The organism is Chitinophaga polysaccharea, from assembly GCF_007829335.1.
Classification (GTDB): Bacteria; Bacteroidota; Bacteroidia; order Chitinophagales; family Chitinophagaceae; genus Chitinophaga; species Chitinophaga polysaccharea_B.
Map to the genome: position 1 here is coordinate 843,854 of NZ_VIWO01000001.1, position 25,728 is coordinate 869,581.

The 25,728-nt window shown below is 46.6% G+C and carries 25 protein-coding genes and 1 riboswitch; of the genes, 9 read left to right on the forward strand and 16 right to left on the reverse strand.

Translation table 11 applies throughout. The features are described from left to right. Nucleotides 1-12: 12 nt before the first annotated feature. The 6 genes from FHW36_RS03605 to thiS all read right to left on the reverse strand — a co-directional run bounded on the left by FHW36_RS03605 (nucleotide 13) and on the right by thiS (nucleotide 4,855). Nucleotides 13-786 (reverse strand): thiazole synthase, encoded by a 774-nt coding sequence (locus FHW36_RS03605; protein WP_145662354.1) that lies wholly within the window; start codon nucleotides 784-786, stop codon nucleotides 13-15. Further along, complete coding sequence (locus tag FHW36_RS03610; protein ID WP_145662359.1) at nucleotides 768-1,406, reverse strand: thiamine phosphate synthase; 639 nt, start codon at nucleotides 1,404-1,406, stop codon at nucleotides 768-770. The genes FHW36_RS03605 and FHW36_RS03610 overlap by 19 nt, the downstream gene beginning before the upstream one ends. Continuing rightward, on the reverse strand, nucleotides 1,403-2,155 hold the full coding sequence (locus FHW36_RS03615; protein WP_186452293.1) for a hydroxymethylpyrimidine/phosphomethylpyrimidine kinase: 753 nt from the start codon (nucleotides 2,153-2,155) through the stop codon (nucleotides 1,403-1,405). The genes FHW36_RS03610 and FHW36_RS03615 overlap by 4 nt, the downstream gene beginning before the upstream one ends. Beyond that, the gene (locus FHW36_RS03620) at nucleotides 2,131-2,715 is read right to left on the reverse strand and encodes a thiamine phosphate synthase (protein ID WP_145662365.1); all 585 of its coding nucleotides are present in this window, start codon (nucleotides 2,713-2,715) and stop codon (nucleotides 2,131-2,133) included. The genes FHW36_RS03615 and FHW36_RS03620 overlap by 25 nt, the downstream gene beginning before the upstream one ends. Then, nucleotides 2,712-4,568: a phosphomethylpyrimidine synthase ThiC gene (gene thiC, locus FHW36_RS03625; RefSeq protein WP_145662367.1), complete on the reverse strand. Its 1,857-nt coding sequence runs from the start codon at nucleotides 4,566-4,568 to the stop codon at nucleotides 2,712-2,714. The genes FHW36_RS03620 and thiC overlap by 4 nt, the downstream gene beginning before the upstream one ends. A gap of 83 nt (nucleotides 4,569-4,651) precedes the next feature. Next, nucleotides 4,652-4,855: a sulfur carrier protein ThiS gene (thiS, locus tag FHW36_RS03630; protein WP_145662370.1), complete on the reverse strand. Its 204-nt coding sequence runs from the start codon at nucleotides 4,853-4,855 to the stop codon at nucleotides 4,652-4,654. 53 nt (nucleotides 4,856-4,908) lie between these two features. Continuing rightward, nucleotides 4,909-5,015, reverse strand: a riboswitch (TPP riboswitch). A gap of 74 nt (nucleotides 5,016-5,089) precedes the next feature. Here thiS and FHW36_RS03635 point away from each other — a divergent pair. After that, complete coding sequence (locus tag FHW36_RS03635; RefSeq protein WP_145662373.1) at nucleotides 5,090-5,569, forward strand: lipocalin-like domain-containing protein; 480 nt, start codon at nucleotides 5,090-5,092, stop codon at nucleotides 5,567-5,569. 1 nt (nucleotide 5,570) lies between these two features. Here FHW36_RS03635 and FHW36_RS03640 read toward each other — a convergent pair whose 3' ends face one another. The 3 genes from FHW36_RS03640 to dnaN form a co-directional block, all read right to left on the reverse strand. Beyond that, nucleotides 5,571-5,822 (reverse strand): hypothetical protein, encoded by a 252-nt coding sequence (locus tag FHW36_RS03640; RefSeq protein ID WP_145662376.1) that lies wholly within the window; start codon nucleotides 5,820-5,822, stop codon nucleotides 5,571-5,573. Nucleotides 5,823-5,880: 58 nt separating this feature from the next. After that, on the reverse strand, nucleotides 5,881-6,705 hold the full coding sequence (locus tag FHW36_RS03645) for a sterol desaturase family protein (protein WP_145662379.1): 825 nt from the start codon (nucleotides 6,703-6,705) through the stop codon (nucleotides 5,881-5,883). Between the two features lie 343 nt (nucleotides 6,706-7,048). After that, a complete protein-coding gene (gene dnaN / locus FHW36_RS03650; protein ID WP_145662382.1) occupies nucleotides 7,049-8,167 on the reverse strand; it encodes a DNA polymerase III subunit beta in 1,119 nt (372 codons plus the stop codon). A 383-nt stretch (nucleotides 8,168-8,550) separates the two neighbouring features. On the opposite strand from dnaN, the gene FHW36_RS03655 reads away from it, so the two are divergent. The 7 genes from FHW36_RS03655 (at nucleotide 8,551) to FHW36_RS03685 (ending at nucleotide 18,029) form a co-directional block, all read left to right on the forward strand. Next, nucleotides 8,551-9,810 carry a pyridoxal phosphate-dependent aminotransferase gene (locus FHW36_RS03655; RefSeq protein ID WP_145662385.1) on the forward strand — a complete coding sequence of 420 codons (1,260 nt, stop codon included), beginning with the start codon at nucleotides 8,551-8,553 and terminating at the stop codon, nucleotides 9,808-9,810. Nucleotides 9,811-10,049: 239 nt separating this feature from the next. Then, entirely contained in the window at nucleotides 10,050-10,655 is a 606-nt protein-coding gene (locus FHW36_RS03660; RefSeq protein WP_145662388.1) for a TetR/AcrR family transcriptional regulator, read from the forward strand. Nucleotides 10,656-10,666: 11 nt separating this feature from the next. After that, on the forward strand, nucleotides 10,667-11,281 hold the full coding sequence (locus FHW36_RS03665; RefSeq protein ID WP_145662390.1) for a TetR/AcrR family transcriptional regulator: 615 nt from the start codon (nucleotides 10,667-10,669) through the stop codon (nucleotides 11,279-11,281). 26 nt (nucleotides 11,282-11,307) lie between these two features. Then, complete coding sequence (locus FHW36_RS03670) at nucleotides 11,308-12,663, forward strand: TolC family protein (protein WP_145662393.1); 1,356 nt, start codon at nucleotides 11,308-11,310, stop codon at nucleotides 12,661-12,663. Between the two features lie 43 nt (nucleotides 12,664-12,706). Continuing rightward, on the forward strand, nucleotides 12,707-13,777 hold the full coding sequence (locus tag FHW36_RS03675) for an efflux RND transporter periplasmic adaptor subunit (protein WP_145662395.1): 1,071 nt from the start codon (nucleotides 12,707-12,709) through the stop codon (nucleotides 13,775-13,777). A 40-nt stretch (nucleotides 13,778-13,817) separates the two neighbouring features. After that, nucleotides 13,818-17,000 (forward strand): efflux RND transporter permease subunit, encoded by a 3,183-nt coding sequence (locus tag FHW36_RS03680; protein ID WP_145662398.1) that lies wholly within the window; start codon nucleotides 13,818-13,820, stop codon nucleotides 16,998-17,000. 156 nt (nucleotides 17,001-17,156) lie between these two features. After that, a complete protein-coding gene (locus FHW36_RS03685) occupies nucleotides 17,157-18,029 on the forward strand; it encodes a hypothetical protein (RefSeq protein WP_145662401.1) in 873 nt (290 codons plus the stop codon). A 54-nt stretch (nucleotides 18,030-18,083) separates the two neighbouring features. On the opposite strand, the gene FHW36_RS03690 is transcribed toward FHW36_RS03685, so the two are convergent. From FHW36_RS03690 to FHW36_RS03700, 3 genes are all read right to left on the reverse strand, one after another. After that, entirely contained in the window at nucleotides 18,084-19,670 is a 1,587-nt protein-coding gene (locus tag FHW36_RS03690) for a class I SAM-dependent methyltransferase (RefSeq protein WP_145662404.1), read from the reverse strand. Nucleotides 19,671-19,768: 98 nt separating this feature from the next. After that, nucleotides 19,769-21,178, reverse strand: a complete 1,410-nt coding sequence (locus FHW36_RS03695; protein WP_145662406.1) for a nicotinate phosphoribosyltransferase — start codon at nucleotides 21,176-21,178, stop codon at nucleotides 19,769-19,771. Between the two features lie 17 nt (nucleotides 21,179-21,195). Further along, nucleotides 21,196-22,101 carry an NUDIX domain-containing protein gene (locus FHW36_RS03700; protein WP_145662409.1) on the reverse strand — a complete coding sequence of 302 codons (906 nt, stop codon included), beginning with the start codon at nucleotides 22,099-22,101 and terminating at the stop codon, nucleotides 21,196-21,198. Between the two features lie 212 nt (nucleotides 22,102-22,313). Between FHW36_RS03700 and FHW36_RS03705 the strand changes: the two genes are divergently transcribed. Next, nucleotides 22,314-22,541 (forward strand): helix-turn-helix domain-containing protein, encoded by a 228-nt coding sequence (locus FHW36_RS03705; RefSeq protein WP_145662412.1) that lies wholly within the window; start codon nucleotides 22,314-22,316, stop codon nucleotides 22,539-22,541. Nucleotides 22,542-22,703: 162 nt separating this feature from the next. Here FHW36_RS03705 and FHW36_RS03710 read toward each other — a convergent pair whose 3' ends face one another. The 4 genes from FHW36_RS03710 to FHW36_RS03725 form a co-directional block, all read right to left on the reverse strand. Then, a complete protein-coding gene (locus FHW36_RS03710; protein WP_145662415.1) occupies nucleotides 22,704-23,390 on the reverse strand; it encodes an NUDIX hydrolase in 687 nt (228 codons plus the stop codon). A gap of 10 nt (nucleotides 23,391-23,400) precedes the next feature. Continuing rightward, a complete protein-coding gene (locus FHW36_RS03715) occupies nucleotides 23,401-23,811 on the reverse strand; it encodes a hypothetical protein (RefSeq protein ID WP_145662417.1) in 411 nt (136 codons plus the stop codon). Between the two features lie 12 nt (nucleotides 23,812-23,823). After that, complete coding sequence (locus FHW36_RS03720) at nucleotides 23,824-24,219, reverse strand: nuclear transport factor 2 family protein (protein ID WP_145662421.1); 396 nt, start codon at nucleotides 24,217-24,219, stop codon at nucleotides 23,824-23,826. 107 nt (nucleotides 24,220-24,326) lie between these two features. After that, nucleotides 24,327-25,613 (reverse strand): M28 family peptidase, encoded by a 1,287-nt coding sequence (locus tag FHW36_RS03725; RefSeq protein WP_145662424.1) that lies wholly within the window; start codon nucleotides 25,611-25,613, stop codon nucleotides 24,327-24,329. Between the last annotated feature and the right edge of the window lie 115 nt (nucleotides 25,614-25,728).

Below are 25,728 nucleotides of genomic sequence, written 5' to 3' on the forward strand. Positions count from 1 at the left end.
TAATGAAATAGGTTAAGCCTCATCCAGGAAGGCAATCAACGGGCTGGAAGCCACTGCATGCTGGCTGGTGCCTGCCAGTCCGGCCTCATAGGCCATGCGCCCGGCTTCTACTGCCGCTTTGAAAGCAGCCGCCATTTGTACCGGGTTGCGGGCCACTGCAATAGCCGTATTGACTAATACAGCACTGGCGCCCATCTCCATAGCCTGTGCAGCATGTGAGGGGCTACCGATGCCAGCATCTACAATAACCGGTATATTGCTTTGGGCAATAATAATTTCCAGGAAGTCGAATGTTTTCAAGCCTTTATTGCTGCCAATAGGCGCGCCCAGTGGCATTACAGCGGCTGTTCCTACCTCTTCGAGGCGTTTGCAAAGCACCGGGTCGGCATGCACGTAAGGCAATACCACAAACCCTAGCTTTACCAGTTCGGCAGCCGCTTGCAGCGTTTCCACCGGATCGGGCATCAGGTAGCGGGGATCAGGATGTATTTCCAGCTTTATCCAGTTGGTTTCCATGGCTTCCCTGGCCAGCTGGGCGGCATATACCGCCTCCCTGGCGGTGCGTACGCCCGAGGTGTTGGGAAGCAAATTGAACCTGGCATGAGCGAGATGCTGCAGCATGTCATCGGCTTTATTGTCCATGTCGACACGCTTCATGGCTACCGTTACCAGTTCGCTGCCGGAGGCCAGCAGGGCGCTTGTCATAACTTCGGGCGAAGAAAATTTCCCGGTGCCGGTAAATAGCCGGGAACTGAACGATTTGTCGGCTAAGAGAAATGGTTCCATGTTGTTGTCTGGTTTAATTGTGCCTGAATATGATGTACTACCGCGCGTTTGTCTATGGCACCGGAGATCAGTCCGCTTACGGCTATTCCATGTACGCCTGTTTCCAGCAGTGCAGGGATATCTTCTGCCAGTATACCGCCAATGGCGATAACGGGAACGGATATATTTCTTTCTCTCAGTCCCTGTATAATGGACTGGTAGCCCTTCAGCCCCAGTATGGGACTGAGATTTTGTTTGGTGGTGGTAAACCGGAATGGCCCCACTCCTACGTAGCTGGCGCCATCCCGTACATGTTGCAGGATGTCTTCCAACGTATTGGCAGTGCCGCCGATAATGAGCTCCGGGCCTGCAATAGCCCGTGCTGCCGCCACAGACATATCCAGCTTGCCTACATGGACGCCGGCAGCGCCAACCGCAACGGCGATCTGTGGATAGTCGTTAATAATCAGCCGGGCCTGGTAGCGGTCGCAGATGGCCTTGGCCGCCTCGGCTACCGGCAAAATGGCTGCCGGTGGTTCATTTTTAATACGCAGCTGTATCCATTTGCAGCCGGCATCGCAGGCCGCCTGGATATGGTCGGTATGTGGTGTTTGTGATATATAATGTAAATGGCTGATCATATGTAATGATATCCTGTTAATGATGAATGACTGGCTAATAATTTTTCCGTATATACTTTCCCGTTATAGCAGGCTTCTGATAGCGACAACCCATTGGCTAACCCGGCGGTGATGGCGGCAGATAATACGCAACCGGAGCCGTGCTTGGGATATACCGATGTCAGTACAGGAGGAAAGGTATGTATCACATCGCCCGTGTATAGCATATCGTACCCTGGCTTGTTTTTATGATGACCTCCTTTCAGCAATATGGCACAGCGTTCTGCCAGGGTTCTGGCAGCCACTTCTCCATCTTCAAGCCTGGATAATAACAACGCTTCATCGTAGTTGGGCGTGAGCAGAAAGATGTCTGACAGTAGCTCCAGCCAGGCTTGTTGCTGTATACTGTTATGGAAAGAATGGCCGGCGGAGGCTTTCAGCACCGGATCCAGTATGATGCGGATGCCGGGAACCAATAGTTTTACCTGCCGCACCAATTCCTGCATCGACTGGATATCAGCCATGATACCAATTTTGCAGTACCTGGGCTGGTGCAATGCCAGTAATGGCCTGGCCTGCGCCAGTGTCTGCGAAACAGGCAGCCATTCTACTGATACAAACTGTTCGGCAGTTTGTACAGTGATAGCGGTACAAGCACCTAATCCCAATACCCTGTGTTGTTCAAATGTTTTGATATCTGCCAGCAAACCTGCGCCCCCGCAGGGGTCCAGACCCGCAAAACTCATCACATAAGGTCGCTCTTGTTCCATAATTGCTGCATACGGGAGTAATGCTCCACTGCCTTTTCCGGCGTTCTCCAAATGCTTCCCAGCAGGGCCGCACCGGAAAAATGCCATTGTTTTAATAAATGTATATTGGTATGATCCACACCACCCAATGCTAATACCGTTCTGCGGTTATTGACAAGAATCGCCTGGTGCCGGCCGGCATAACCAGGTTTGGAAATACTGTCGAATACCGGGCTAAGTAATAATGTATTATAGCGTATGTCCGTCGACGTTATTTCACTTATCGTGTGTATACCGATGCTATTCTCCCGGGTGGTTATCAGTGTGTTTTTGTTGGCGGCCGCCTGCATTCCGCTCCAGTGGACGCCTGCAAGGCCATAAACACCTGCCAGTAAAGCATGATCCCGGATAACAATACGGGGATAGCATACCGGGTCAATATGCGCCAGCAGACCAATATATTGCTCCATGGTCCATCCGGGCTTCCGGATTAGCACCCGGGAAGCGCCGGCCTGCAATAGTTCACCGATAATGATACCTTCGCCGGGTATGGCGTCGGGAGATGTGATCACCCAAATCATAGGTAAATCTCTCCCCCCTGTGCTGCAAAGGCGGCGGCTTTCTCCTGCATACCGGCTGTTACTGCCGCTGTTTCTTCCAATCCTTCTCTGGCTGCGAAGTCTCTTACCTCCTGGGTAATCTTCATAGAGCAGAAGTTGGGTCCGCACATAGAGCAGAAGTGCGCTATTTTGGCGCCCTCGGCAGGAAGCGTTTCATCGTGATAAGCCCTGGCCGTTTCTGGATCGAGCGATAAATTAAACTGGTCTTCCCAGCGGAATTCGAACCGGGCTTTGCTGAGGGCGTTATCCCTGTGTTGTGCGCCGGGATGGCCTTTGGCAAGGTCGGCCGCATGCGCAGCTATTTTATAGGTAATTACACCCTGCCGTACATCTTCTTTATTGGGTAAACCCAGGTGTTCTTTGGGCGTGACATAGCAGAGCATGGCCGTACCAAACCAGCCAATCATAGCGGCGCCAATACCGGAAGTGATATGATCATATCCGGGGGCAATATCGGTGGTGAGGGGCCCCAGCGTATAGAAAGGCGCTTCGTGGCAATGTTCCAGTTGCTTGTCCATATTGGCTTTGATGAGATGCATGGGCACATGGCCGGGACCTTCAATCATCACCTGTACCTGGTGTTTCCAGGCTATTTTGGTGAGTTCGCCGAGGGTTTCGAGTTCGGCAAACTGCGCGGCATCATTTGCATCGGCGATGCTGCCGGGGCGTAACCCATCTCCCAGGGAAAATGCTACATCATAGGCTTTCATGATCTCACATATTTCTTCAAAGTGGGTATACAGGAAGTTTTCTTTGTGATGCGCCAGGCACCATTTGGCCATGATGGAACCTCCACGGGATACAATGCCGGTAGTGCGTTTGGCCGTTAGCGGTATATATCTTAATAATACGCCTGCGTGAATGGTGAAGTAGTCAACGCCCTGTTCTGCCTGTTCTATGAGCGTATCGCGGAAAATTTCCCAGGTAAGGGCTTCTGCTTTTCCGTTTACTTTTTCCAGCGCCTGGTAAATGGGTACGGTGCCGATAGGCACGGGGGAATTGCGGATAATCCATTCACGGGTTTCGTGGATATTTTTTCCGGTGCTGAGGTCCATAATGGTATCGGCTCCCCATCTGCAGGCCCATACAGATTTTTCTACTTCTTCTTCGATACTGGAGCTCACGGCAGAGTTGCCGATATTGGCATTGATTTTTACGAGGAAGTTGCGTCCAATAATCATGGGTTCACTTTCGGGGTGGTTGATATTGGAAGGGATGATAGCTCTGCCGGCAGCTATTTCCTGGCGTACAAATTCCGGCGTAATGTATTTAACCGGGGTATTGGCGCCAAAGCTGTGGCCGGCATGTTGCTGCCAGAGCGCGTTATTTTCTTCATATAGTTTATCGGCGCATTGATTTTCCCGGATGGCGATGTATTCCATTTCCGGGGTGATAATGCCCTGTTGCGCATAGTGCAACTGGCTTACATTGTGGCCGGCTTTGGCGCGCAGCGGACGGTGGGTATGACTCATGAGCGGCATTTTGCCTCCTTCTTTCATCAGATTCCGTACAAAGGGGCTGCTGTATTCGGGTAGTTGTTCCACGTCATTCCGTTGTGAGATCCATTGTTCGCGGATACGGGGAATACCGGTACTCACATCAATGTTAATGGCAGGGTCTGAAAAGGCGCCGCTGGTATCATATACAATCACGGGCGCGTTGGGCACTGCCGCAGCGGTTTTTCCGTGAATGCGTGTATCCGTTAACGTTATTTTGCGCATCGCTACTTTAATAGGGTGCAGCTGACCGTCGACATAAATTTTTTCTGACGCAGGAAAAGGAGTACGGCTCAATGCCGCAGGCTTATTTTGCATGATCGGTAGATTTTTAGAGATAGCAATGCCCGTTCCGTAGCGGTAACTACGGAAATGGTTATACGAAAATTAATATGCGGCGTTTATCCGCCTTGTGTGGCCCTGATAATGGTGATGTTATCGGCAGCAGATAAGGATTGGTTTTCCCAGTGATTTTTAGGAATTACCTGGTTGTTGATGGCTACTGCGATGCCTTTTTGAGCAGAAATTTGAATAAACTGTAAGAGTGCAGCAATGGTTGTTCCCGGCTGCACCGCATAAAGTTTATTGTTTACATGCACTTCCATGTTGATTTGGAATTTAGGTGAAACAATAAACTTTAAGGATGTGGAAAGATGAGAAAGGTTCAGTTACTTTTCCCTACGGCAGTATGAGCTGCTTCAGGTACTGAGGGTATCATCTCAGTTCATCCGGGTATAATCCGGATAAACACCCCTAAAGTGTAGGCGTAAAAGTAAATAAAAAAAACAGGAAATGCGAATTAGAATTTGATAGATGCCAGTAATTCGTATTTTTAATTTATGGGAAGAATCTATTTAGGGTGTTTATTGATACTGGCTATTGCCTGTAACCGTGCCAAGCAGCATGCGGAAGAGGAGGAATTACAGGGTGATAGTAGTTTGATAAGTATCGTAGACAGCAGTAATGCCGGCATTACTGACAGCATTACCGCTGTGGCAGATACAACGCTGCAGGTGGAAGCAGCTAAGCTCATAGGAAAGTGGATACAGCCTGTAGCAGGCCTGGACAAGGAGATGCAGGGTTTTCAATTAAGAAAGAACGGAACGGCCAGGTCTATTAATATGTACACTTTGGTATACGAAAAATGGGAACTGGCGCACGACACCTTATTGTTATGGAATCATTCCGAAGGTGTAAAAGATACTTCTACGATTGTTGATACGACCATTATTAAAGAGCTAACGGATACTTCCCTGATACTATTCCCGGTAAAGGCCGCCGAAGGGTATAGAGAAAAGTACCTGAAACGAAACGGATAGATCAGCTGTAGATCTGCCAGAGTCCTACCAGGCAGGCTACTACAGACATGAATATGCCGGCTGCGGCGAGTTGCATATCATCGATATTTTTTCTTCCTATAAATAAGGAAACCAGGCCTATAATGATGGCTACACAACCGGCGGTTACTGCATATGCAGGCGTTTTGGTAGTGAATGCAAATGCGGCGGATAATACCCCGATAATGAGAGCTGAGATACAGGCTGTCTTTGTTGCGGTTGTTGAGTGTTGCATATATATTCTAGTTTTGAAAAACAGGTGAAGGAATATTATTCATCTATAGTTTATCGTGTTAACTGCTTACATTCTCTTTAACGGTCGCCGCATGTTCCCAGGGAACTTTTAAGAGGGTGCCTACTTCCTGGTAGCGGGCGTCCTGGTATTCATCCAATCCATATTTGAGGGCAAGTGTGTCAGGTACTTTTACGAAGGTGCCAAAGAGCCTGTCCCAGATAGAGAATATATTGGCGTAATTGGCGTCTGTTTCCGGTTGGTAGCGGCTATGGTGCACCTTGTGCATATCGGGCGATACAATGACCCAGCTGAGTGCGTTATCCAACCATTGCGGCAGATGGATATTGGCGTGGTTAAACTGGGAGAGGAAGGCCGACAGGCTTTGATAGAACATCACCATCCAGAAAGGTACTCCCATCGTAATAATGGCCACGAAGAGTGCTATGACTCGCCAGAGGCTTTCTACGGGGTGGTGCCTGAGAGCGGTGGTGGCATCTATCTGGGTATCTATATGATGAATTTTATGGAATTGCCATAGCCAGGCGGTTTTATGTTGTGCCCAGTGAATGGCCCAGGCGCCGATAAAATCGAGCATTAGTAATGCGAGGATGGTATGTAGCCAAAGAGGAAGTGGTACGAGGTAAAGCGCCCCAAAATGGGTTTCGCCGGTCCACCTGGAAGCTTTTACAATAAGGAACGCCAATCCTGTATTTACAATTACCGTAGTTAGTGTAAAAAACAGGTTGGTGCCGGCATGGCGGTAGCGGCTGGTGCCAAAACGGAACCGTGGAGCGACCCCTTCTATTATCCATAGCAGAACCAGGCCACTTACGAGTATAGCGGTACGCCAGGCGGAAGGTATATGTTCAAAAAAGCTTACCATAACTGGTAAAGTATATGTTGTCGAAATATTACGCTATGCTTATGTTGGTTTTCCTGACCAGGCAAACAAAATCAATACGGGTGGATATGGGGAGTGATCTGAATAATTATAATACACAGTACGTTTATAAATTACTGTTATTATCCCTGCGTTACAGTTCTGAACCTTTCGGGTGTATCTCCCCGGGTTGATTCCGTGTAAAAATTACAACTATTTGGGCAATAAATAAAGGCCTTTAGGGGCCATTGATAAAGAAAAAAGCAACCTCTTTGTGGGAGATTGCTTTATGTATATTTTTTTAATTATAAGTATTTTTCTTTTAGCGTTTCGCTAAGAAAGAATACTAGTTATTCAACATCAGCGGCATTACCAGCATGAGCAGGTCTTCATTTTCTTCTTTTTCGGAAGGTCTGAGGATACCGGCTTTAGTAGCGGTGGCCAGGTCGATGGAGATTTCATCGCCTTCGGCGGCATTGAGCATTTCGATAAGGAACTTGGCGTTGAAGGCAATCTGCATATCATCGCCGGTGTACTGGCAGCTCATGCGTTCGTTACCTTCAAAGGAGAAGTCTACATCCTGGGCAGATAACTGGAGTTCGCTACCGGTAATGCTGAGGGCTACCTGGTTGGTACTCTTATTAGCAAATACGCCTACGCGTTTCAAAGCATTCTGGAAGTCGCTTTTTACTACGGTGAGGCGGTATGGGTTGTCTTTAGGTATTACCACCTTATAGTCGGGGAACCGGGCATCGATGAGGCGGCAGATCATCTGGGCGCCTTCGTGCTGTACGAAGAAGTGGTTCTGGCTATAGGCAATTTTAATTTCAGTATCGTTGTCTGGCAGGGCGGTTTTGAGCAGGTTCAAAGGTTTCTTAGGTACAATGAAGCTGTCGGCCTGTGGGCATTTCACGTCTGTTCTTACGTATTTTACCAGGCGATGGGCATCGGTGGCTACGAAAGTGAGGCTCTCGGGGGAGATTTCGAAGAATACGCCGGTCATAGCGGGGCGCAGGTCATCATTACTCACTGCGAACAGGGTTTTATTAATTGCCGTTACCAGGCCGGTAGCAGCCATGGTAAAGGAGGTTGTATCATCGGCAGCAGGTTCTTTCGGAAAGTTTTCCGGATTTTCGCCCATTACCTTGTACTTACCATTGTCTGAAGTAATTTCTACTGCGTAAGAATTCAGGTCAATATGGAAGGTCAGCGGTTGATCAGGCAGATTTTTCAGGGAGTCCATCAGGATCTTCGCCGGAATACAGATTTTTCCGCTTTCCTTGGCTTCCACCTCCAGCTTCACCCGCATAACAGTTTCCAGGTCAGTAGCAACTACAGTCAGTTCATTTTTGTCAATCAGGAACAGAAAATCCTCCAGTATTGGTAATACTGTGTTGGAATTGATCACCCCGCTGATTTGTTGTAATTGTTTTAATAAAGTAGAGGAAGAAACAATAAATTTCATGATCTATATAAGTTTGCTTATCATTTTTTGGTAATGGGTAACCATAGAGGGACTGGCCTGACTCAAAGCGTTACCTCCCATAAAAGGTCAAATGTACAGTAAACAAAGATAGAAAGTTTCGACATTCGCCCTAATTTCATCACATCTTATACACTAAGATAATGTGGTTTTACACAACGATTTGCAAGCGTTCATATATTTATTTTTAAGATAATACTATGCGTAATTGTTAAAAAGGGCTGTCTTTATTAGATGCTATTTAATGGTGACGTATTATTATTGATGAACGTGAAAAGAATTGGCCCGTTCTTTTAAATTATCTTCAAATCGGTTACTTTTGCCGCGCTGAAAAATTATTCCAAACCAACAAAAAAAAGCAGGTTATGAAACTGTCTCATTTAGCCGAAACACTGATTGGATCCGAAATCATTAAGTTAGCAGCTGAAATAAAGGAGAAACAGGCCAAGGGTGAGAAGATTTACAATTTCACGATTGGCGATTTTGACCCGAAGGTATTTCCCATCCCGGTTGAATTTGAACAGGAAATCATAACAGCCTATAAGGAGCACCTGACTAACTATCCTCCTGCAGATGGTATTGCGGAGTTAAGACAGGCAGTAGGCGGCTTTATAGCTGAACGGGAAGGGCTGACTTACGACCCGGCTAAGGAAATCGTGATTTCCTGCGGCGGTCGTCCGATCATTTATGCTACCTTCCGTACTATCGTGGATCGCGGTGAAAAAGTAATATACGCTACACCTTCCTGGAATAACAATCACTATACCCACTTCCTGGAAGCGGAGCACGTAGTATTGGAAACTACGCCAGAAAACGACTTTATGCCTACTGCGGCTGAACTGAAGCCACTGTTGAAAGGGGCTACCCTCCTGGCGCTTTGCTCCCCGCAGAACCCTACCGGTACTGCCTTCCATAAACAGCAACTGGAAGAAATCTGCGACCTGGTACTGGCAGAAAACAAAAGCAGGGGCGCCGGTGAAAAGCCGCTCTATGTAATGTTCGACCAGATGTACTGGGTACTAACCTTCGGGGAAACGCACCACCACAACCCTGTTTCTCTCCGTCCGGAAATGAAAGACTATACCATTTTCATTGATGGTATGAGTAAAGCCTTTGCTGCTACCGGCGTAAGAGTGGGTTGGGCTTTAGGTCCCGCACACGTAATCGGTAAAATGAAATCCATTCTCTCTCACGTAGGTGCCTGGAGCCCGATGGCAGAACAAAAAGCTGCTGCCCGCTATCTGGTACAGAAAGAGAATGTGGATAAATACCTCCAGCACTTTAAAGGAGAAATCGAAGAAAGACTGGTGAAAATCTACAATGGCTTCGATAAACTGAAAAAAGCAGGTCATAAGGTTGAAGCTATTGCGCCACAGGCGGCCATCTATCTCACCGTTAAATTTGACCTCGTAGGTAAACAAACGGCTGAAGGTACGGTGCTGGCTGACCAGGCTGCGGTTACTTCCTACATCCTGAATGAAGCAAAACTGGCACTGGTACCGTTCTACGCATTTGGATCCGCTAAAAACTCACCATGGTATCGCCTCAGCGTAGGTACCTGCGTGAAGGAAGAAATTCCGGCTATGTTCGAAAAATTACAAGGCGCACTGGAAAAACTGAAATAACCAGGTCACTTCCTGAAAATATATTTTAAGGAGAGCGAAGATAGGCAACTGTCTTCGCTCTCCTTTTTTATGCTTGATTATCAGATAAATACGCGCTTCTAGCCCCCTCATGCCTTCCTTTTTTGACTTTTTGACTTTTGCCATTAAAAAGTTAAATAGCTGTTAAAAGGTCAACTCGCGCTACTAATTCAAAAAAACTTTCTAATTTTGACTCTGAAACTAAAAAAGTCAAAAGGTTAATGCACACAGAAGCTAAAGATGAAATGAGGGATAAAATCCTCGAAGCTGCTCTGAAGCGTTTTACTCACTATGGCGCTTCTAAAACAACGATGAACGAGATAGCAGATGATCTTCACTGCTCCAAGGCCTCGCTGTATTATTATTTTCCTGACAAGAAGGCTATGCACGTTGCCGTACTCCAAAAGATTGCGGAAGCATACTTCAGTAAAATGGAAAAAGAAGGGGAACAATTGACATCCGCCACCCAGGCTTTATATAATATTATAGATCTCCGGAAGGAATTCATCATCAGATTTTGCCGGCTGGAAATATTTAAGATCCTACAGGACAATACCACCCTCTTTCAACAGGAAAAGCGGAAAGCACGGGAAAGGGAGATCCATCTCCACACCCGTATCCTTGAAGCAGGTATTGCCTCAGGAGAGTTTAGGACAGACAACCCCGCACAGGTAGCAGAACTGCTGGTACTGTCAGGGATAGGAATACGTTTCTCGCTGATGGATGACCCCAGGGAAGATTTTGAAATGGATGAAGAAGAAATGGATAAGGTGGTAGAAAAACAAAAGCAACTGCTGGATATCTTCATAAAAGGATTAAAAGCATAACAACGGAAGCCATGGAAATGAGAGAAAGGATACTCGGAACAGCACTGAGAATGTTCAAAACCTATGGTGTCAAAGGAGTAACCATGTTTGATATTGCGCGTGATTGCGGTATTTCCAAGAAAACAGTATACGAGCATTTTGTAGACAAACAGGCGCTGATAGACGAAGGTATGCAGCAGTTGCTTAATAATCATATGGCGTATTTCAATGAATGTATAGTCACTACCGACAATGCGATTGAAGAAATGGTACGTAATATGAAGTATGTCACCCATATCGCCAAAACGCAGAATCCTGTGATGTTGTATGAAATCCAGAAGTATCACCCCGATACCTGGAAAAGTGTGGAAAGTTTTAAAGCCGAAGGGATACTGTGTAACATCCGTAAAAATTTAGAAAGAGGTATGACGGAAGGCCTATACCGTCAGCATCTTCATACAGATATTGTAGCTCGTATGCGCCAGCTGCAGCTGGAGGCAGCATTTGACCCAATCCAATACCCGGCAGATAAATTTGAAATGCACACGGTAATGGAACAAGTAACCGCCCATTTCATCCTGGGCATTGCTACACTCAAAGGACATAAACTGGCAAACCAGTACCTGCAAATTAAAGAAGACGAATAAACTACTACCGCTAACAGATTTATTTTATGAAGCGATTAAAGTTAACGCTTATCCTCCTTGTAGGGATAGGGGTATATAATGGCTATGCCCAAGCGCAGCTTACCTTACAGGAAGCACTGAAGTTTGCCCTGGCAAATAATAAGCAATTGGCCAGGACAAAAATGGACGAAGAAATGGGAAAATACAAAACCCAGGAAGTTCGCTCCCAGGCACTGCCACAGCTGAATGGTAACGCCTCTTACACCGACAACCTGATGCTGCAGAAATCGCTGCTTCCAGGCGCCATTTTTGGCAAGCCGGATAGCTCCATTTTAGTGGCATTTGGTGTGAAATACAATGCCACCGTAGGAGCAGAACTCAGCCAGCAAATCTTTAATCAGGCAGTATTCACAGGATTGAAAGCGGCTAAATCGGGCGAAGAATATTATCGGCTGCAAACAGAGCAATCGACCGAAACCGTGATCTACAACGTATCACAGTTGTACTACCAACTTTTGGTGACACAGGAAAAGATTATTTCCATCAATAGTAATATCGAAAAACTTACAGAGCTGGTAACCGCCACCAAATCACAATTTGATAACGGTTTGGCAAAAAAGATAGACCTAGACCGTATCCGGGTAAATCTTACCAACAATCTTACCCAGCGCACACAGCTGCAGAATCAATACGCTACGCAAACCAACAACCTGAAAAAGGTGATGGGCATGCCTTTGCAGTCAACCTTCCTGTTGCCTCCAGCTTCGCTGAAAGAGATAGAGAACAAAGCTGCCGGCGTATTGCAATATGATGATATGAACCTGAGCAACAGAACTGAATACAAATTACTGAAGAAGCAGGAAGAGCTGCAACAATTGCAGAAGAAAGCCTACCTGGCAGAATATTATCCTTCATTGTCATTGTTTGGAAGATACTCCTACAACGGCATGAGCCAGCAGTTTGCTTTCCAGAAAGATCCGTCTAACTCTACCAGCTGGTATGGCGCCGCCGCCATCGGCGTTTCCCTGAAGATTCCCATCTTCGATGGCTTTGGCCGCCGCTCAAAAGTGAACCAGGCGAACGTAACGCTGCGCCAGCTCAACAAACAGCTGGAAGATACCGAGTTGTCACTGAACACCGACTATGAAAATGCCAAGTTGATGGTGCGTAGTAATTTATCTACCATCACTACACAGAAAGAAAACGTAGACCTGGCTAACGAAGTGTTCTACTCTACCCAGAACAATTATAAGCTGGGCCTGGCAGGCTTAACAGATCTGCTGAACGCAGAAACGTCGCTGACGGACGCACAAAACAGCTACAACGAAGCACTGTTACAGTATAAGTTGGCAGAGCTGGAAATCATAAAAAGCAAAGGAAGTCTGAAAGATCTCCTAAACTAAACGTATAAACGAAAATAAGATAGAACACACAAACTATTTGCAGATGAAAAAGTTTATAATCTGGGGAGTGGTAACGGTAGGTGCAGTAGTACTGATCATGTGGAAGCTCAACGCTAATAAAAAAGCTAACGAAGCTAAAACTGAATTTGTAAAACAAAGTAATATCGGTGATATTCCTGTACTGGTGCAGAAAGTAACCCGCAACGATTTTTCCCAGGGCTTCCTGGCCAACGGAAACTTTGCGCCGGTACGTGAATTGTCGTACCTGGCTGAAACCGCCGGCCGTATTACCCGCCTGCTTGTAGATGAGGGCAGTGTAGTAAAACAGGGACAAGCCATTGCCTATATTGATGGAGAGATCTTAAATACGGATCTCGCATCTGCAAAAGCTAACCTCAACCAGCTGAAAGTAGATAAGGAAAGATATGAAAGCGCGTTCCAGACCGGTGGCGTTACCCAGAAACAAATGGACGATGCCCGGTTACAGTACGACGTGGCCAAAACCCGCTACGAGGCCGCTAGTCGCCGCGTAAGCGATACTTATGTGAAAGCACCTATCTCCGGAATTATCAATAAAAAATATATAGAACAAGGGGCTTATCTCTCTGTTGGAACAAAAATGTTCGACATCGTAGATGTATCCCGTCTTAAACTGGCGGTATCTGTTCCTGAAGCACAGGTGGTGACCCTGACCAAAGGCCAGAAAGTATCTGTTACCTCCAGTGTATTTCCTGAAACAACGTATGAAGGTACCATCACCTTTATTGCTGCAAAAGGCGATAACTCGCTGAACTACCCGGTAGAAATGGAAGTGGGCAATATTGCCGGGAAAGACCTGAAAGCAGGTATGTACGGTACTGCCCACTTCGTAGACCCGAAAGCAGATAAGGCTATTTTCATTGCCCGTACCGCCTTTATCGGTGGCGTAAACAGTAACGAAGTATATGTAATGGCAGGCAATGTGGCGAAGAAACGCAAAGTAGTAGCCGGCCGCATTGTAGGCGACCAGGTAGAAGTACGGGAAGGGCTAAACGAAGGTGACATAGTAATTACCAGCGGTCAGATCAACCTGACAGATGGCGCTACGGTAGCCGTTCAGCAAACCGTTAAGTAACCGAGGAAATGTATCTGGTGTTTGACCAAATTTTTGCAACATGAAGATTACTGAAGTATCGATTAAGCGACCCACAATAGTGGTGGTGGTATTTACCATCCTCACCCTGTTGGGCGTGATGAGTTATAAATCGCTGAACTACGAGCTGTTGCCCAAGTTCAGCTCCCCCATCGTCACTATTTCTACCATTTACCCGGGAGCATCTCCCAATGAAGTGGAGAGTAGTGTTACCAAGAAAATTGAAGACGCCGTTGCGTCTATGGAAAAGATCAAAAAGATCACGTCCAAATCGTCTGAAAGCTTGTCGGTTATTACCGTTGAGCTGAATAACGACGCCAATGTAGATATTGCCCTGCAAGATGCACAGCGCAAGGTAAATGCCATCCTGGCCGACCTGCCCGGTGATGCAAAGCCGCCATCGCTGAATAAATTTTCGCTGGATGACTTGCCCATCATGACGTTGTCTGCCACCGCCAAGATGGATGACAAACAGTTTTACGACCTGGTAGATAAGAAGCTGCAACCTTTATTATCCCGTTTGCCAGGCGTAGCCCAGGTATCGCTGATTGGTGGCCAGGAACGTGAAATACAGGTAAACGTAGATCCGAAGAAACTGGAGGCATTCAATTTATCCATTATGCAGGTGCGCCAGCTGATCACCAATGCCAACCTGGATTTCCCTACCGGTAAGGTAAAAACGGCCAATGAGCAGATCCTGATCCGTTTGGCAGGTAAGTATAAAAACGTGGATCAGCTCCGCAACCTGGTGCTGAAAACAACGGCAGATGGTACACAGGTGCGGCTTACTGATGTAGCCGATGTACAAGATGCCCAGAAAGACGCAGACCGTATTGCCCGTGTAGATGGTGTAAGTGCCATTGCCTTGCAGGTGCAGAAGCAAACGGATGCCAATGCGGTAACCGTGAGTGAGGAAATGAAGAAGTCCATTGCCCAGATAGAAAAAGATTATGCAGCTAATGGCCTCAAAATACTGGTAGCCAATGACTCTTCCGATTTTACGCTGGAATCTGCCGATTCTGTAATACATGACCTTATCCTTGCGGTAGTGCTGGTGGCGGTGGTAATGTTGTTGTTCCTGCATAGTGTGCGCAGCGCCTTGTTCGTAATGATCTCCATTCCGGCCTCGCTGATCGCTACGTTTATTGGTATGAAGCTGATGGGATTCTCCCTCAACCTCATGTCACTGTTAGGATTGTCGCTGGTGGTAGGTATCCTTGTGGATGACGCCATTGTGGTACTGGAAAACATCTATCGCCACATGGAGATGGGTAAAAACCGGGTACGTGCGGCGTTTGAAGGTGTAAAAGAAATTGGGTTTACCGTTACTTCCATTACCCTGGTAATTGTGGTGGTATTTCTGCCGATCTCTCTGACGAATGAGCTGGTATCAAAGATCCTGCGGGAATTCTGCGTGGTGGTAATGATATCAACGATGTTGAGCTTGCTGTCGTCTTTCATGATTGTACCGTTGCTCTCTTCCCGTTTTGGTAAACTGGAGCATATTACGGGTAAGAATGTGTTTGGAAAATTTATTCTTTGGTTTGAGGCACAGCTCACAAAATTCACCAACTGGATGACCGGGCTGCTCAAATGGGCGCTGGCGCATAAGGCCATTACGCTGATTGCGGCGATAGGCCTGTTGTTCGCATCTTTCATGCTGCTGGGTAAAGGTTACATCGGAGGTGAGTTTATTCCAAAAGGTGACCGCGGACAGTTTATTGTGATGCTGGAAATGCCGAAAGATGCGTCTGTAGCGCAAACAAACCTGGCCACCAGAACGGCTGAAAAATATTTGAATAAAAAACCAGAGATCACCCGCTTGATCACGACGGTGGGTCAAACCAGTGAAGATGGATTTGGTAACTCCCAGTCCACCGCCTATAAATCAGAAATTACGGTGATGCTGGTGGATCCTGAGAAGCGTGCCGACGCTTCAGATATTTATGCGGCAAAGATCAAGAAGGAACTGAAAAACATTTTGCCTGGTGTTAAAGTGAAAACGACCGCTGTAAGTATTATGGGTACTGCCGAAAGGGCGCCGGTGGAGTTAATTGTGATGGGTACAGCGCTCGATAGTGTAATGAACTACGCTAAAAGAGCGATGGATACCCTTAAAACCATCAGTGGTGCCACTGAGGTGAAACTGTCGGTGGAAGACGGTAACCCGGAAATCAATGTGCAGGTAGACCGTGATAAGATGGCCGCACTGGGGCTTACGCTCGACGGCGTGGGTGGAACCATGCAAACTGCATTCAGCGGTACTGCGGATGATTCCAAGGTGAAATTCCGCCAGGGAGACTATGAATATGATATCAACATCCGTTTTGACGAGTTCAGTAGAAAGAACCTGCAGGATGTTTCTAACATACAGTTTATTAACGATAAAGGTCAGCTCATCAAGTTATCGCAATTTGCAGCGGTAACAGAAGGTTCCGGTCCGAGCCACCTCGAAAGAAGGGATAAAAATACATCCGTATCTGTGCAGGCACAGGTAATGGGGCGTCCTTCCGGTACGGTAACGCAGGAGTTTACCGACAAGCTGGCAAAAATGGGTAAACCGACAGGCATCAGTTACGTATTTGGTGGAGATGCGGAGAACCAGGGTGATTCCTTTGGCACATTAGGAGCGGCGTTGCTGATTTCTATTGTGCTGGTATACCTGATCATGGTAGCGCTGTACGATAACTATATATATCCGTTTGTGGTATTGTTCTCTATTCCGTTGGCAATTATCGGCGCCTTGCTGGCGCTGGCGTTGACCAATAATACGCTGAACATCTTTACCATATTGGGTATCATCATGTTGATCGGTCTGGTGGCGAAGAATGCAATTATTCTGGTCGACTTTACCAACCAGATGAAAGAGCAGGGACAAAGTACTTATCAGGCACTGATACACGCCAATAACGCGCGTTTGCGTCCTATCCTGATGACGACGATCGCGATGGTAATCGGTATGTTACCGATTGCATTGGCAACGGGTGGTGTAGGCGCTATTAAAAATGGATTGGCCTGGGCTATCATCGGAGGGTTGATCAGCTCCATGTTCCTGACCCTGATTGTGGTACCGGTGGTATACATGGTGGTGGATAAGGGAATGGCTAAGTTGGGTATTGGTCGTTTGTCTGCCAAACGCTATATCAGGCAACGGATGGTAGCATCATACGAAGAAGTGCCTTTAAACGAAATTCATGTTAATTAAAGATATGTTACTAACAGTGTAACAGTTGTAGGTTTAGGTAATGGCCGGGATAATCATATCCCGGCTTTCTTTTTCTTTGATATTAACAATAAGTTCTTTCGTTTCTACAAATGAGATGAAAATGCCGTGGAGTATTTTTGCGGCAAATAACATCTTATGAAACAGTATTTCCCCGCTTTTCTTTTTTTATTCATTCCTTTTATCTCCTATGCTCAGCAAAGCATTTCCGGCCTTTCCAACCCGGAAAGCGTGGTGGCGGCCAATGGTGGCTACTTCGTATCGGATATAGGCCCAAAGCTGGATCCTGTGGCTAAAGATGGAGATGGTTTTATTTCTTATATAGATAGTAAGGGTAAGTTATCCCTGAAGTATTTTGATGATGTACTCAATGCGCCCAAGGGGTTGGAGGTTATCAACAGCGTTTTGTACGTGGCCGACATTGACCATGTGAAAGGTTATGATATATCCACCCGGAAGAAAGTATTTGACCTGAACCTGGAAGGGAAAGCCGCCCTGCTCAATGATTTGAGCCGTGTAGATGACAGCACTTTAGTTATTACAGATTCATTTAAAGACCAGGTATTGTTGGTGAATGTGCATACCAGCGACGTGACTATTCTAAAAGGAAATATTGTAACGGCCAATGGTGTGCTGTATGATGCGCATAGCGATAATATTTATGTATGCTCTATGGGACCTAACCTGGATGGTACCGGTAAAATATTTGCAAAAAAACTGCATGACGACAATGCAGCCTTTGAGCCGATAGAAGGCACGCCGACGGGGCTTTTTGACGGTATTGTACAGTTAGATGATCACCGTTTATTGGTATCTGACTGGATTACGATTAAAGATCCGGCAAAAGGGAATTTTTACGTGTATGATATTAACAGCAAGAACTATACGAAAGTAACATCCATGCGTTCGCCAGCAGATATTGCGCTGGATGCAAAACATCATACTTTGTTGGTACCTCAATTGCTGGATAATAAGCTGGTGATAGTGCCGCTGAAAAAACTGGGTTTATAATATCCTATATATAGCAATGCCGCAGGCTTCGGCCAGGGGCCTGTGGCAGGCTCATTATTTCCTGGCCATCAACAACATATGTGAAACAGGGAAAGGGATAGGTAAAGGTACATCATTGTTGCACGGGCGCATCAGTTGTACCTTTCCTTCCAACCTGTTTTTTACAATCCACTCATTTCTCCAGGTAGTGGAGAGGTTGTCTAACCGGAGCCCTGCTTCTTCCAGGGCTGATTTCCAGTCGTTATAATTCCAGAAACAGAAGGTTTCATGCATTTCGCTGAGCCAGTTGTCGTGGTAATCTTTTTTAAATAGAAACTCGCAGGCGTTTTGCATCGACAGCTGGGCATAAGTTTTTCCGGCTATGCTGACCCATTCGTGCGGTAGTTGAAATCCTTCCTGGTGGCGAAAGTCTTTTGCAAATTGTTTGAACAGCGCCATGGTGGACAGTTTCCCCAGCCAGCCTGCCAGCACTTGTGTGGTGGGGTTTTCGGGCATGGGCAGGTTATTTTCCCCATCTTCTTCGTTTAACCAGAGTAAGATAATTTCATCCTTGTTTTCCGGTCCTACTACATCGCGGTTAATCCATACACCGCCGGGTACCAGCTCGTTGTAACGGTTGCGTATAAACGCAATCAGGTCTTCCCGGCTGCCATACGATTCTATTTCATGCGTGAGGGAAGAAGTATGAATGGTATTCATGCTACCGGCTTCAAACACCAGGCTGGTGACGGCATTTTTTTGGGAAAAGAATACCGAAGGATTAGCAAATTCCCCATTATGTTTCCGTTGCAGGCAGATATCATAGAGGTGGCGGGATACTTCAATGCCGTAAAAGTCGCACTCGTGGAGGCGATCGTCGTCGCAGGCTATTTTTATCCAGGATCCTGCGGCGCAGCCAATATCGCCGATGTTGCCGGGTTGTATATATGGCGCGGTTTCGCGGTATTTCTGTGCCGCAATGTCGTCCATTTGTTTCACGTATACGTTATAATCGCGGGTGGCAGTAAGATCACCATCGGCGCCTATGATAGGGTCTTTGAGGATATGCTGTACCTTCTCCCCTACGCCGTAAAGCGACCATATTTTAAACGATGCGGGGTGCATCTGGTCGAGGATGGTTTTATTTTTCCGCCAGTCGCCTGCTTGTGCAATGAGTTTTACCACATCCCAGGGCATGGGTTGTGTAAACTGGTTGCTGACAGGGTCCCATTCGGCGGGTAATACCTGGAATCCATGCTGAAGGTACATTTCCTTTACGCCGGTAGAGCAGATAACGACGGTATTTTCCGGGGTGAGTGCATGTACGCCTTCGCTGGAATGGCGGATAGTTTTGATGGTATATTCCGGGAAATCGTTGATTACGCCTACGTCGTCAATTCCATATACAAAGGCTGGTACATCCAGTGAATTGGAGAATTCCTGTATGATCATGGCCCGGAGGTAGAATGGAACGGGGTTTCGTTTAGTACCCAGGTGGTTGGCCGAAGTAACGGCGAAGATTACTCCCTGAATTGTTTGGGACACTAACGGTGCACCATATACGTCCTTTTCGCCATCCAGCTGGCATTTGATAAGGCGGTTTAAATATTTGAATTGAAAGTCAGTCAGCAGGTGATGACGGCCGGGTATGAGTAAATACATGCCCTGAAGTTAAGAAATGTTAGTAAAGAAAAAAGGTTGTATCGTTTGATGATACAACCCGCTGAGGTAAACGTTTTCTGGAGGAAATAAGAATATTTTTATAAAGTGGCAGCCTTGCGTACCTCATCGAAGGTGTAGGTGCGTACCACCTCCCCATTTTCAAACACTGTTTGCAGCAGGTTTGTTGCCTGGGTAGAGGCGGCTACCGTTTTAAATTCATTGTTTTCTTTTATCAGGGCCAGTTTACCGGCTTTTGACTTTTTAAAGGAAGTACGAAGTTGGCCGTTGGCGTCCATTTCCACCGGCATTTTTTGTACATCGATAGGTTGACCATTTACCATGGCGTAGGCGCATTTGAGTGCAAATTCCTGGGTGTCGCGGTTTACGCGTTGGAGTAAGGCGCCGCCCATGCCCAGCACCAGGTTTTCGGCGCTGATACCGGCTTGTTTCAGGGCTTCAAATATACCAGGGATGGAAGAATAGCTGATGCCATCGCCTTGTATGACTCTTACCTGTGGTGGCAACACTTTATATCCTTTTTCATTGGTGGTATAGCCAAACTTATCCATGAGGATGCTGAATATGCGGAGCAGCGTTTGCACCGGGTCGCCGCTATCGGGACGAATCACCAGGGTGCCATCTCTTTTAAGAATTTTTTCTTTCAGCTCAGTACCCCAGTACTCTTCGCAGGCCCGGAAAATATTGTAAGAATCGGATACACAGGCGATGGTGCCGGTTGGATACGTATCGAGAATGTGTTTGAAGATGTCCAGTTCTCCTTTTTCACCCAGCAGGGTTACTACGGAGTGCTCTGTGGCAGGGATAGAGAGTCCCGGTGCGGTAGGTGCATTGTAATACCGTTTGGCAAACAGGGAGCCGGGAATGGTGTCGCTGCCGGAAAAGCTTACCAGATGGGCACTACCGCCGATACCGGCACTTTCTACAGAGCTGGCGCCCCGGAAGCCGAAGTCGTTCAGTACAAAGTCGATGCCTGCATAGGCTGCTGCACTGGCAGTTTCATCATAATATTTCTTTACTATTTTTTTAATTTCTCTTGATACAGAGGCTACGGTACAGGGGTACCATACCTGCATGAGCAGCGTTTCGAGGAAGTTGGTAAGCCAGAAGCATTCAGGGTCGGTGTTTTCGATGGTCATCAGCACATTTCGTACAGGCACCACTGTGCCTTCGGGTACCGCTTTGATGCGGATGGGAAGTTTACCACCGTGTTTTTCGATGATATATTCAAAGCGGCTGCGGTCGAATACATCCTTACGTCCGAATACCTCTGTGAGCATAGTTTCGGCTTCATCCAGCTTTTCTTTGGTAAATACTACACCTGCCAGGTATTCTTTCAGGAAATATTGGAGCCCATAGAACACCGTTTCATCAAATTTGCCACCGCGACTTTCGAGGTAAGAGTAGATGTACTCGGTACCAGGGATATATAATTTGTGGTGAGAGTATTTATAAGCGTCGGCGAGGAGAATGAGGTTTTCCTTTGTCATATCTCAATATTTTAGTCTTAGTAAGTATATTTTTCAGTGAGTTTAGCGATCAACGGAAGATGTGTATCTACGATTTCATTCCGGCTGATCATGCCCGGTATGTCTTTTACTGTTACCCATTTTACTTCTTCGAGATCGTCATTGGCAGCGGGTTCTCCGAATACCAGGTCAGTGCTGAAGAGGGTGGTAATAATTTTGTTTACTTCTGTGCGATAGCGCCAGTCGTTTACCCGTACGGAGGCTACATATTCCATGGGGCCGATTTCCAGTGCGCCGCATTCTTCCTGCAGTTCCCTGGCAGCGGCCAGTTCGAAGCTTTCGTCGGTTGGGTCGGAAAATCCGCCCGGGAGGCGCCATACGGCTTCATTTGGTTTGCGGCCCAACAGCAACTGTGTTTTATTGTTTTTATATAATGCAATATCTACAGTAGCATATACGGATGGAAACAGGTTATAGGTGTTATAGATAATGCCGGCGCGGAATTCTTCCGTATCAAATACTTTATCTGATATGGCTTCCCGCATGGCGGTAGCGTTATAATCTTTTATGGGTGGCAGTGCTGTGGTGGTATAGCGACCGCAGTAAGTGCCCATGAAGCTATCGCGGCTGCCGTATAATAAAAAGGTTTCGTGGGGGAAATTATTGTGAAGCAGTTCATCCAGTTTCTGTGACCACACGGTGTCGCTTTTCTGATCGCTCAGGGGTAATACAATGATTTCAGGAAATGCTTGTTTGATCATCCGCTCGCGGGTGTAGTAGTCGAGCGGATTTTTGCGGCTGCCTCTCACCGGACTAACGCCAAGGATGATGAGGACGCGGTTATGTTTTTGTTTAACCTGCCGGATCAGCTCCAGGTGGCCTTCATGGAGGGAAGGTGTTTGGAAGCGGGCGATGATCACTCCTGTGGGTTTTGTGTTTTGCATGTCCGATCTGTTTTGTGTAATTGTTACACAAATATAGAAAGGAGATTTGAATCAGCAAAATGTTTTTTGTAAAAAGTACACAAAATAAAAGTGGCTGTTTTACGGGAGATGCTGGGCTTAAACAAAGAATGTATACAAAGAACGGGAATGTTCACATTTCATAGACATCTTGTAAGCAGTCATTTTTTAAATTGGATAAAAATATTCATCCAATGTTGGCAGTTAACCGAAACCAGGAAGATTTAAAGAAGCTCGGCATGAAAATCCGCGAGCTGAAAACGGAAAGAAATATTACTGATAAAGCGTTTTCACGATTGGCAAGAATTGGCGCCTCCCAGGTATGGCGGATATTAGAGGGCCAGGTTAATCCCACCTACTCTACATTAAAAGCTATTGCGGAGGTATTAGAGGTGCATCCCGGGGTTTTCTTTGATCTATAAAATGGAGTTCTGGTCCTCGCCAGGGGACTAATTACAAGTTGTAATAACAGGCTTAAAGAATCTTTGATTTTAACTCCCTTGAATTCGAGGGAGTAGGAAAAGGCAGGGCTAAACGTCTTTGCTGCCGGTGTAAGCAACAGTGTTAATTCTCAAGAACCTCTATTATATCTCAAACGTCATCCCTTCTTTCTTCAGCTTAAAATACCTCGCCTCATCGAAACTGAACAAATTCGCGGGCCTTCCCTGCGATACCTGTTTTTGTTTTTCGTTATGGGCAATCAATATCCCCAGGTGGTTTATTTTTTTCTGGAAATTGCGGCGATCTATAGGCCGGTCCAGCAGGGTTTCGTAGAGTTTTTCGAGGTCGGCGATGGGGAACTTTTTATCCAGCAGTTCAAAGCCGATGGGCTCGTAGCGGATTTTATTGCGGAGGCGTTGTACCGCTACATCAATGATGGTAGCGTGATCGAAAGCCAGGGATGGTAAATCTTTGATATTGAACCAGCTGGCATCTTCGGCATCGGAACTGGCTGCGAGCTTAAAGTTGGTAGGATTTACCAGGCCGAAGTAAGCCACGGACACTACCCTGCCCCTGGGGTCGCGCCCGGGGAGACCAAAGCTGTACAGCTGTTCGAGGTAATTGATATTTACGCCGGCTTCGGTAAGCAGCTCGCGGGTAACGGCTTCTTCGAGCGATTCGTTGTCGAGTACGAAACCGCCGGGCAGTGCCCAGCTATGCAGATAGGGTTGGATGGTGCGCTTAATGAGCAGGACCACGATTCCTTCTTTGGGAATATATCCAAATACAACCGCATCTACGGTCAGTCTGATGTTTTGTATAATGGGCAAACCTTTCTGATTATTTTGCTTGTATATATTGTTCTATCTGGGCAGTGCCTTTGTGCAAATTTACGAACAAAGGATTTTTTACCGGGTCAAAAACGATAATAGTACTTTGTTCCCAGATATCCTGCGGTGTAGGTAGCTCAATGATTACTTCCTGGCCATTCTGACGGTGGAAGAGCAGGCTGTCTTTCCCGGCCATATGGGCCTTGAACTGGTGCTGGTCCAGGTAGTCGGTCAGTTGCTTGCGAAGTTGCAGCACAGAGTCGGTCAATGCGCCGGGAGCGGGTTTAAACTCGCGGTATACGTAACACTTTTCGTTGATAACGTCATAAGCCGACCGGTCGGTACTTTGTTCCTTGTTGCGGGCGTTGTTGCAGGCAAACAGCACTACGGTCATTGTGAGGAGTGATAATATCTTTTTCATGAGTGCATAAGTTTAATGTTCGTAGCAATCATAGTTACGCTGACGGTAAATTTTTCCATCGCGAAATTCTATGATAGTGCAAATAAATGCTTTCATCACCTGGCCGCGGCGGAATTGCCCGGCATCTACGCCTATTTCACCGGTCCATTTGGCTTCTACTACCAGGGTATTTCCTGATTCTACCACTTTCAGCACACTGAAGTGCTGGGATTTCAAAATTATTTTATTGGTGGCCATGCTTTCCAGCATGATCTCAAAATTGCGTTGTTTGATCTCATTCGAGAGCTGGTTTGGATATTCAGTCTGAATGATGTTCGGATGAAAAATCCTGGCAAATTCAACGGGATCTGCTGAAAAAGTTTCCAGCAGCTGGAAATACCGGTATATAAGCGCCAGTTTCTCTTCCATTTAAAGGGATAAATTGAAATATTACGAATAGCGTATTTATGCGAAAATATACATTTCGCACCTATATGTAACTCTCAAATTTTGAGTGGTTCGTAATTATGTGGTGATTATTGGGCACTAGTGAAGGCCAGCTTGTCCTTATTATTCGTTTTATCGATGATGTTATACACCAGTTTGAGGACGTTGAGGGTGCCGGTATAATTTATCTTGTCGTCGCTGGTAGCTGTTCCGGTATAGAAGTAAAGTACCGGTATATTTTTTTTGTAGAAAGATGCGTGATCAGAGTTGCCAGCCAGGGTAGAGTCGTAGGCCAGTGGCAGCTCTTTGTTGGTGGCGGCTTCCTGCAGGATGGCGGCCCATCCGGGGGAGGTGCCTGTTCCGCCTATCTGTAAAGCCTTACCTGGATTGAGTTGCCCGATACCGTCCATATTAATCATATAGTTTACCTGGGCCAGGTTTACGGTGCTATGGGAGGCGAAGTATTTAGAGCCATATAGGCCTTGTTCCTTCCCGGAAAAGGCGATGATCACATAGTTATTGTTATGGAGACGGGAGCCTGTCAGCAGGCGGGCTAATTCCAGTAGGGCGGCTGTTCCGCTTACATTATCATCTGATTTGGCGGTACTTTCCCAGCCGGGAAAATCGTAATGGGCGCCGATAATGATGGTATGGGGGGCTTTGTTATCCACATAGCCGATTACGTTAGTGCCGGTGCGTTTGATGGGTTTAAAGGCAATCTGCATATTTACCTGGAAGCTACCGGCATCGTCGGCGCTTAGTTTTTTGCTGATTTCCCTGCCAACCCATACGGCCGGAATGCCAGCAGTGGCGGGATGTTGATCGAGCCATTGCTGTACTTCGGCAATAGATTCTCTCCCGTTAAAAAATATTACGCCGGTAGCGCCCGACTTTTCAGCGATCTGCGTTTGTTGCAGGTACTGCTCCAGGGGTGTTTTCCGGCTATCGGTATCCATTTCTGCCACGTTGATAAACCAGATATTGTCGGGTTCATTTACGCTGGGCATTACTTCTCCTTTGACTGATTTTTCTGCGCTGAAAGGCAGGGGGAGATACTGTTGGCCGGCTACCAGCTTATCTTCGTTGATGGCCAGGTGGCAATTGGTAGCGGGTTCCTTGCTTTCTTTGACAGTAAATTGCTGTAAAAAGCCATCCTCCCCTTTGGGGCTGAGACCAATTTGTTTCATCTGAGCAGAAATATACGCTGCGGCCAGTTGCTCGCCGGGAGCGCCAGTACTGCGGCCTTCCAGCTTATTGCTGCTCAGGTAATTGATATGTAGTTGTAGGTTACCAAGGGTTTTTCTGTCCTCTTTTCTTTGGGCATAAACATGGATGGTAACAACTACCAGTGGTAACAGCCAGGTGATCTTTTTCACAGCAATCTGATTTGGGTGTTGCGGCAAAATTACGAATTACCATGGTTGAATGGCCAAATCTGCCAGAAGATCTTTTGACTATATCATTGTATTTTAAGTATTTATAATACATTAC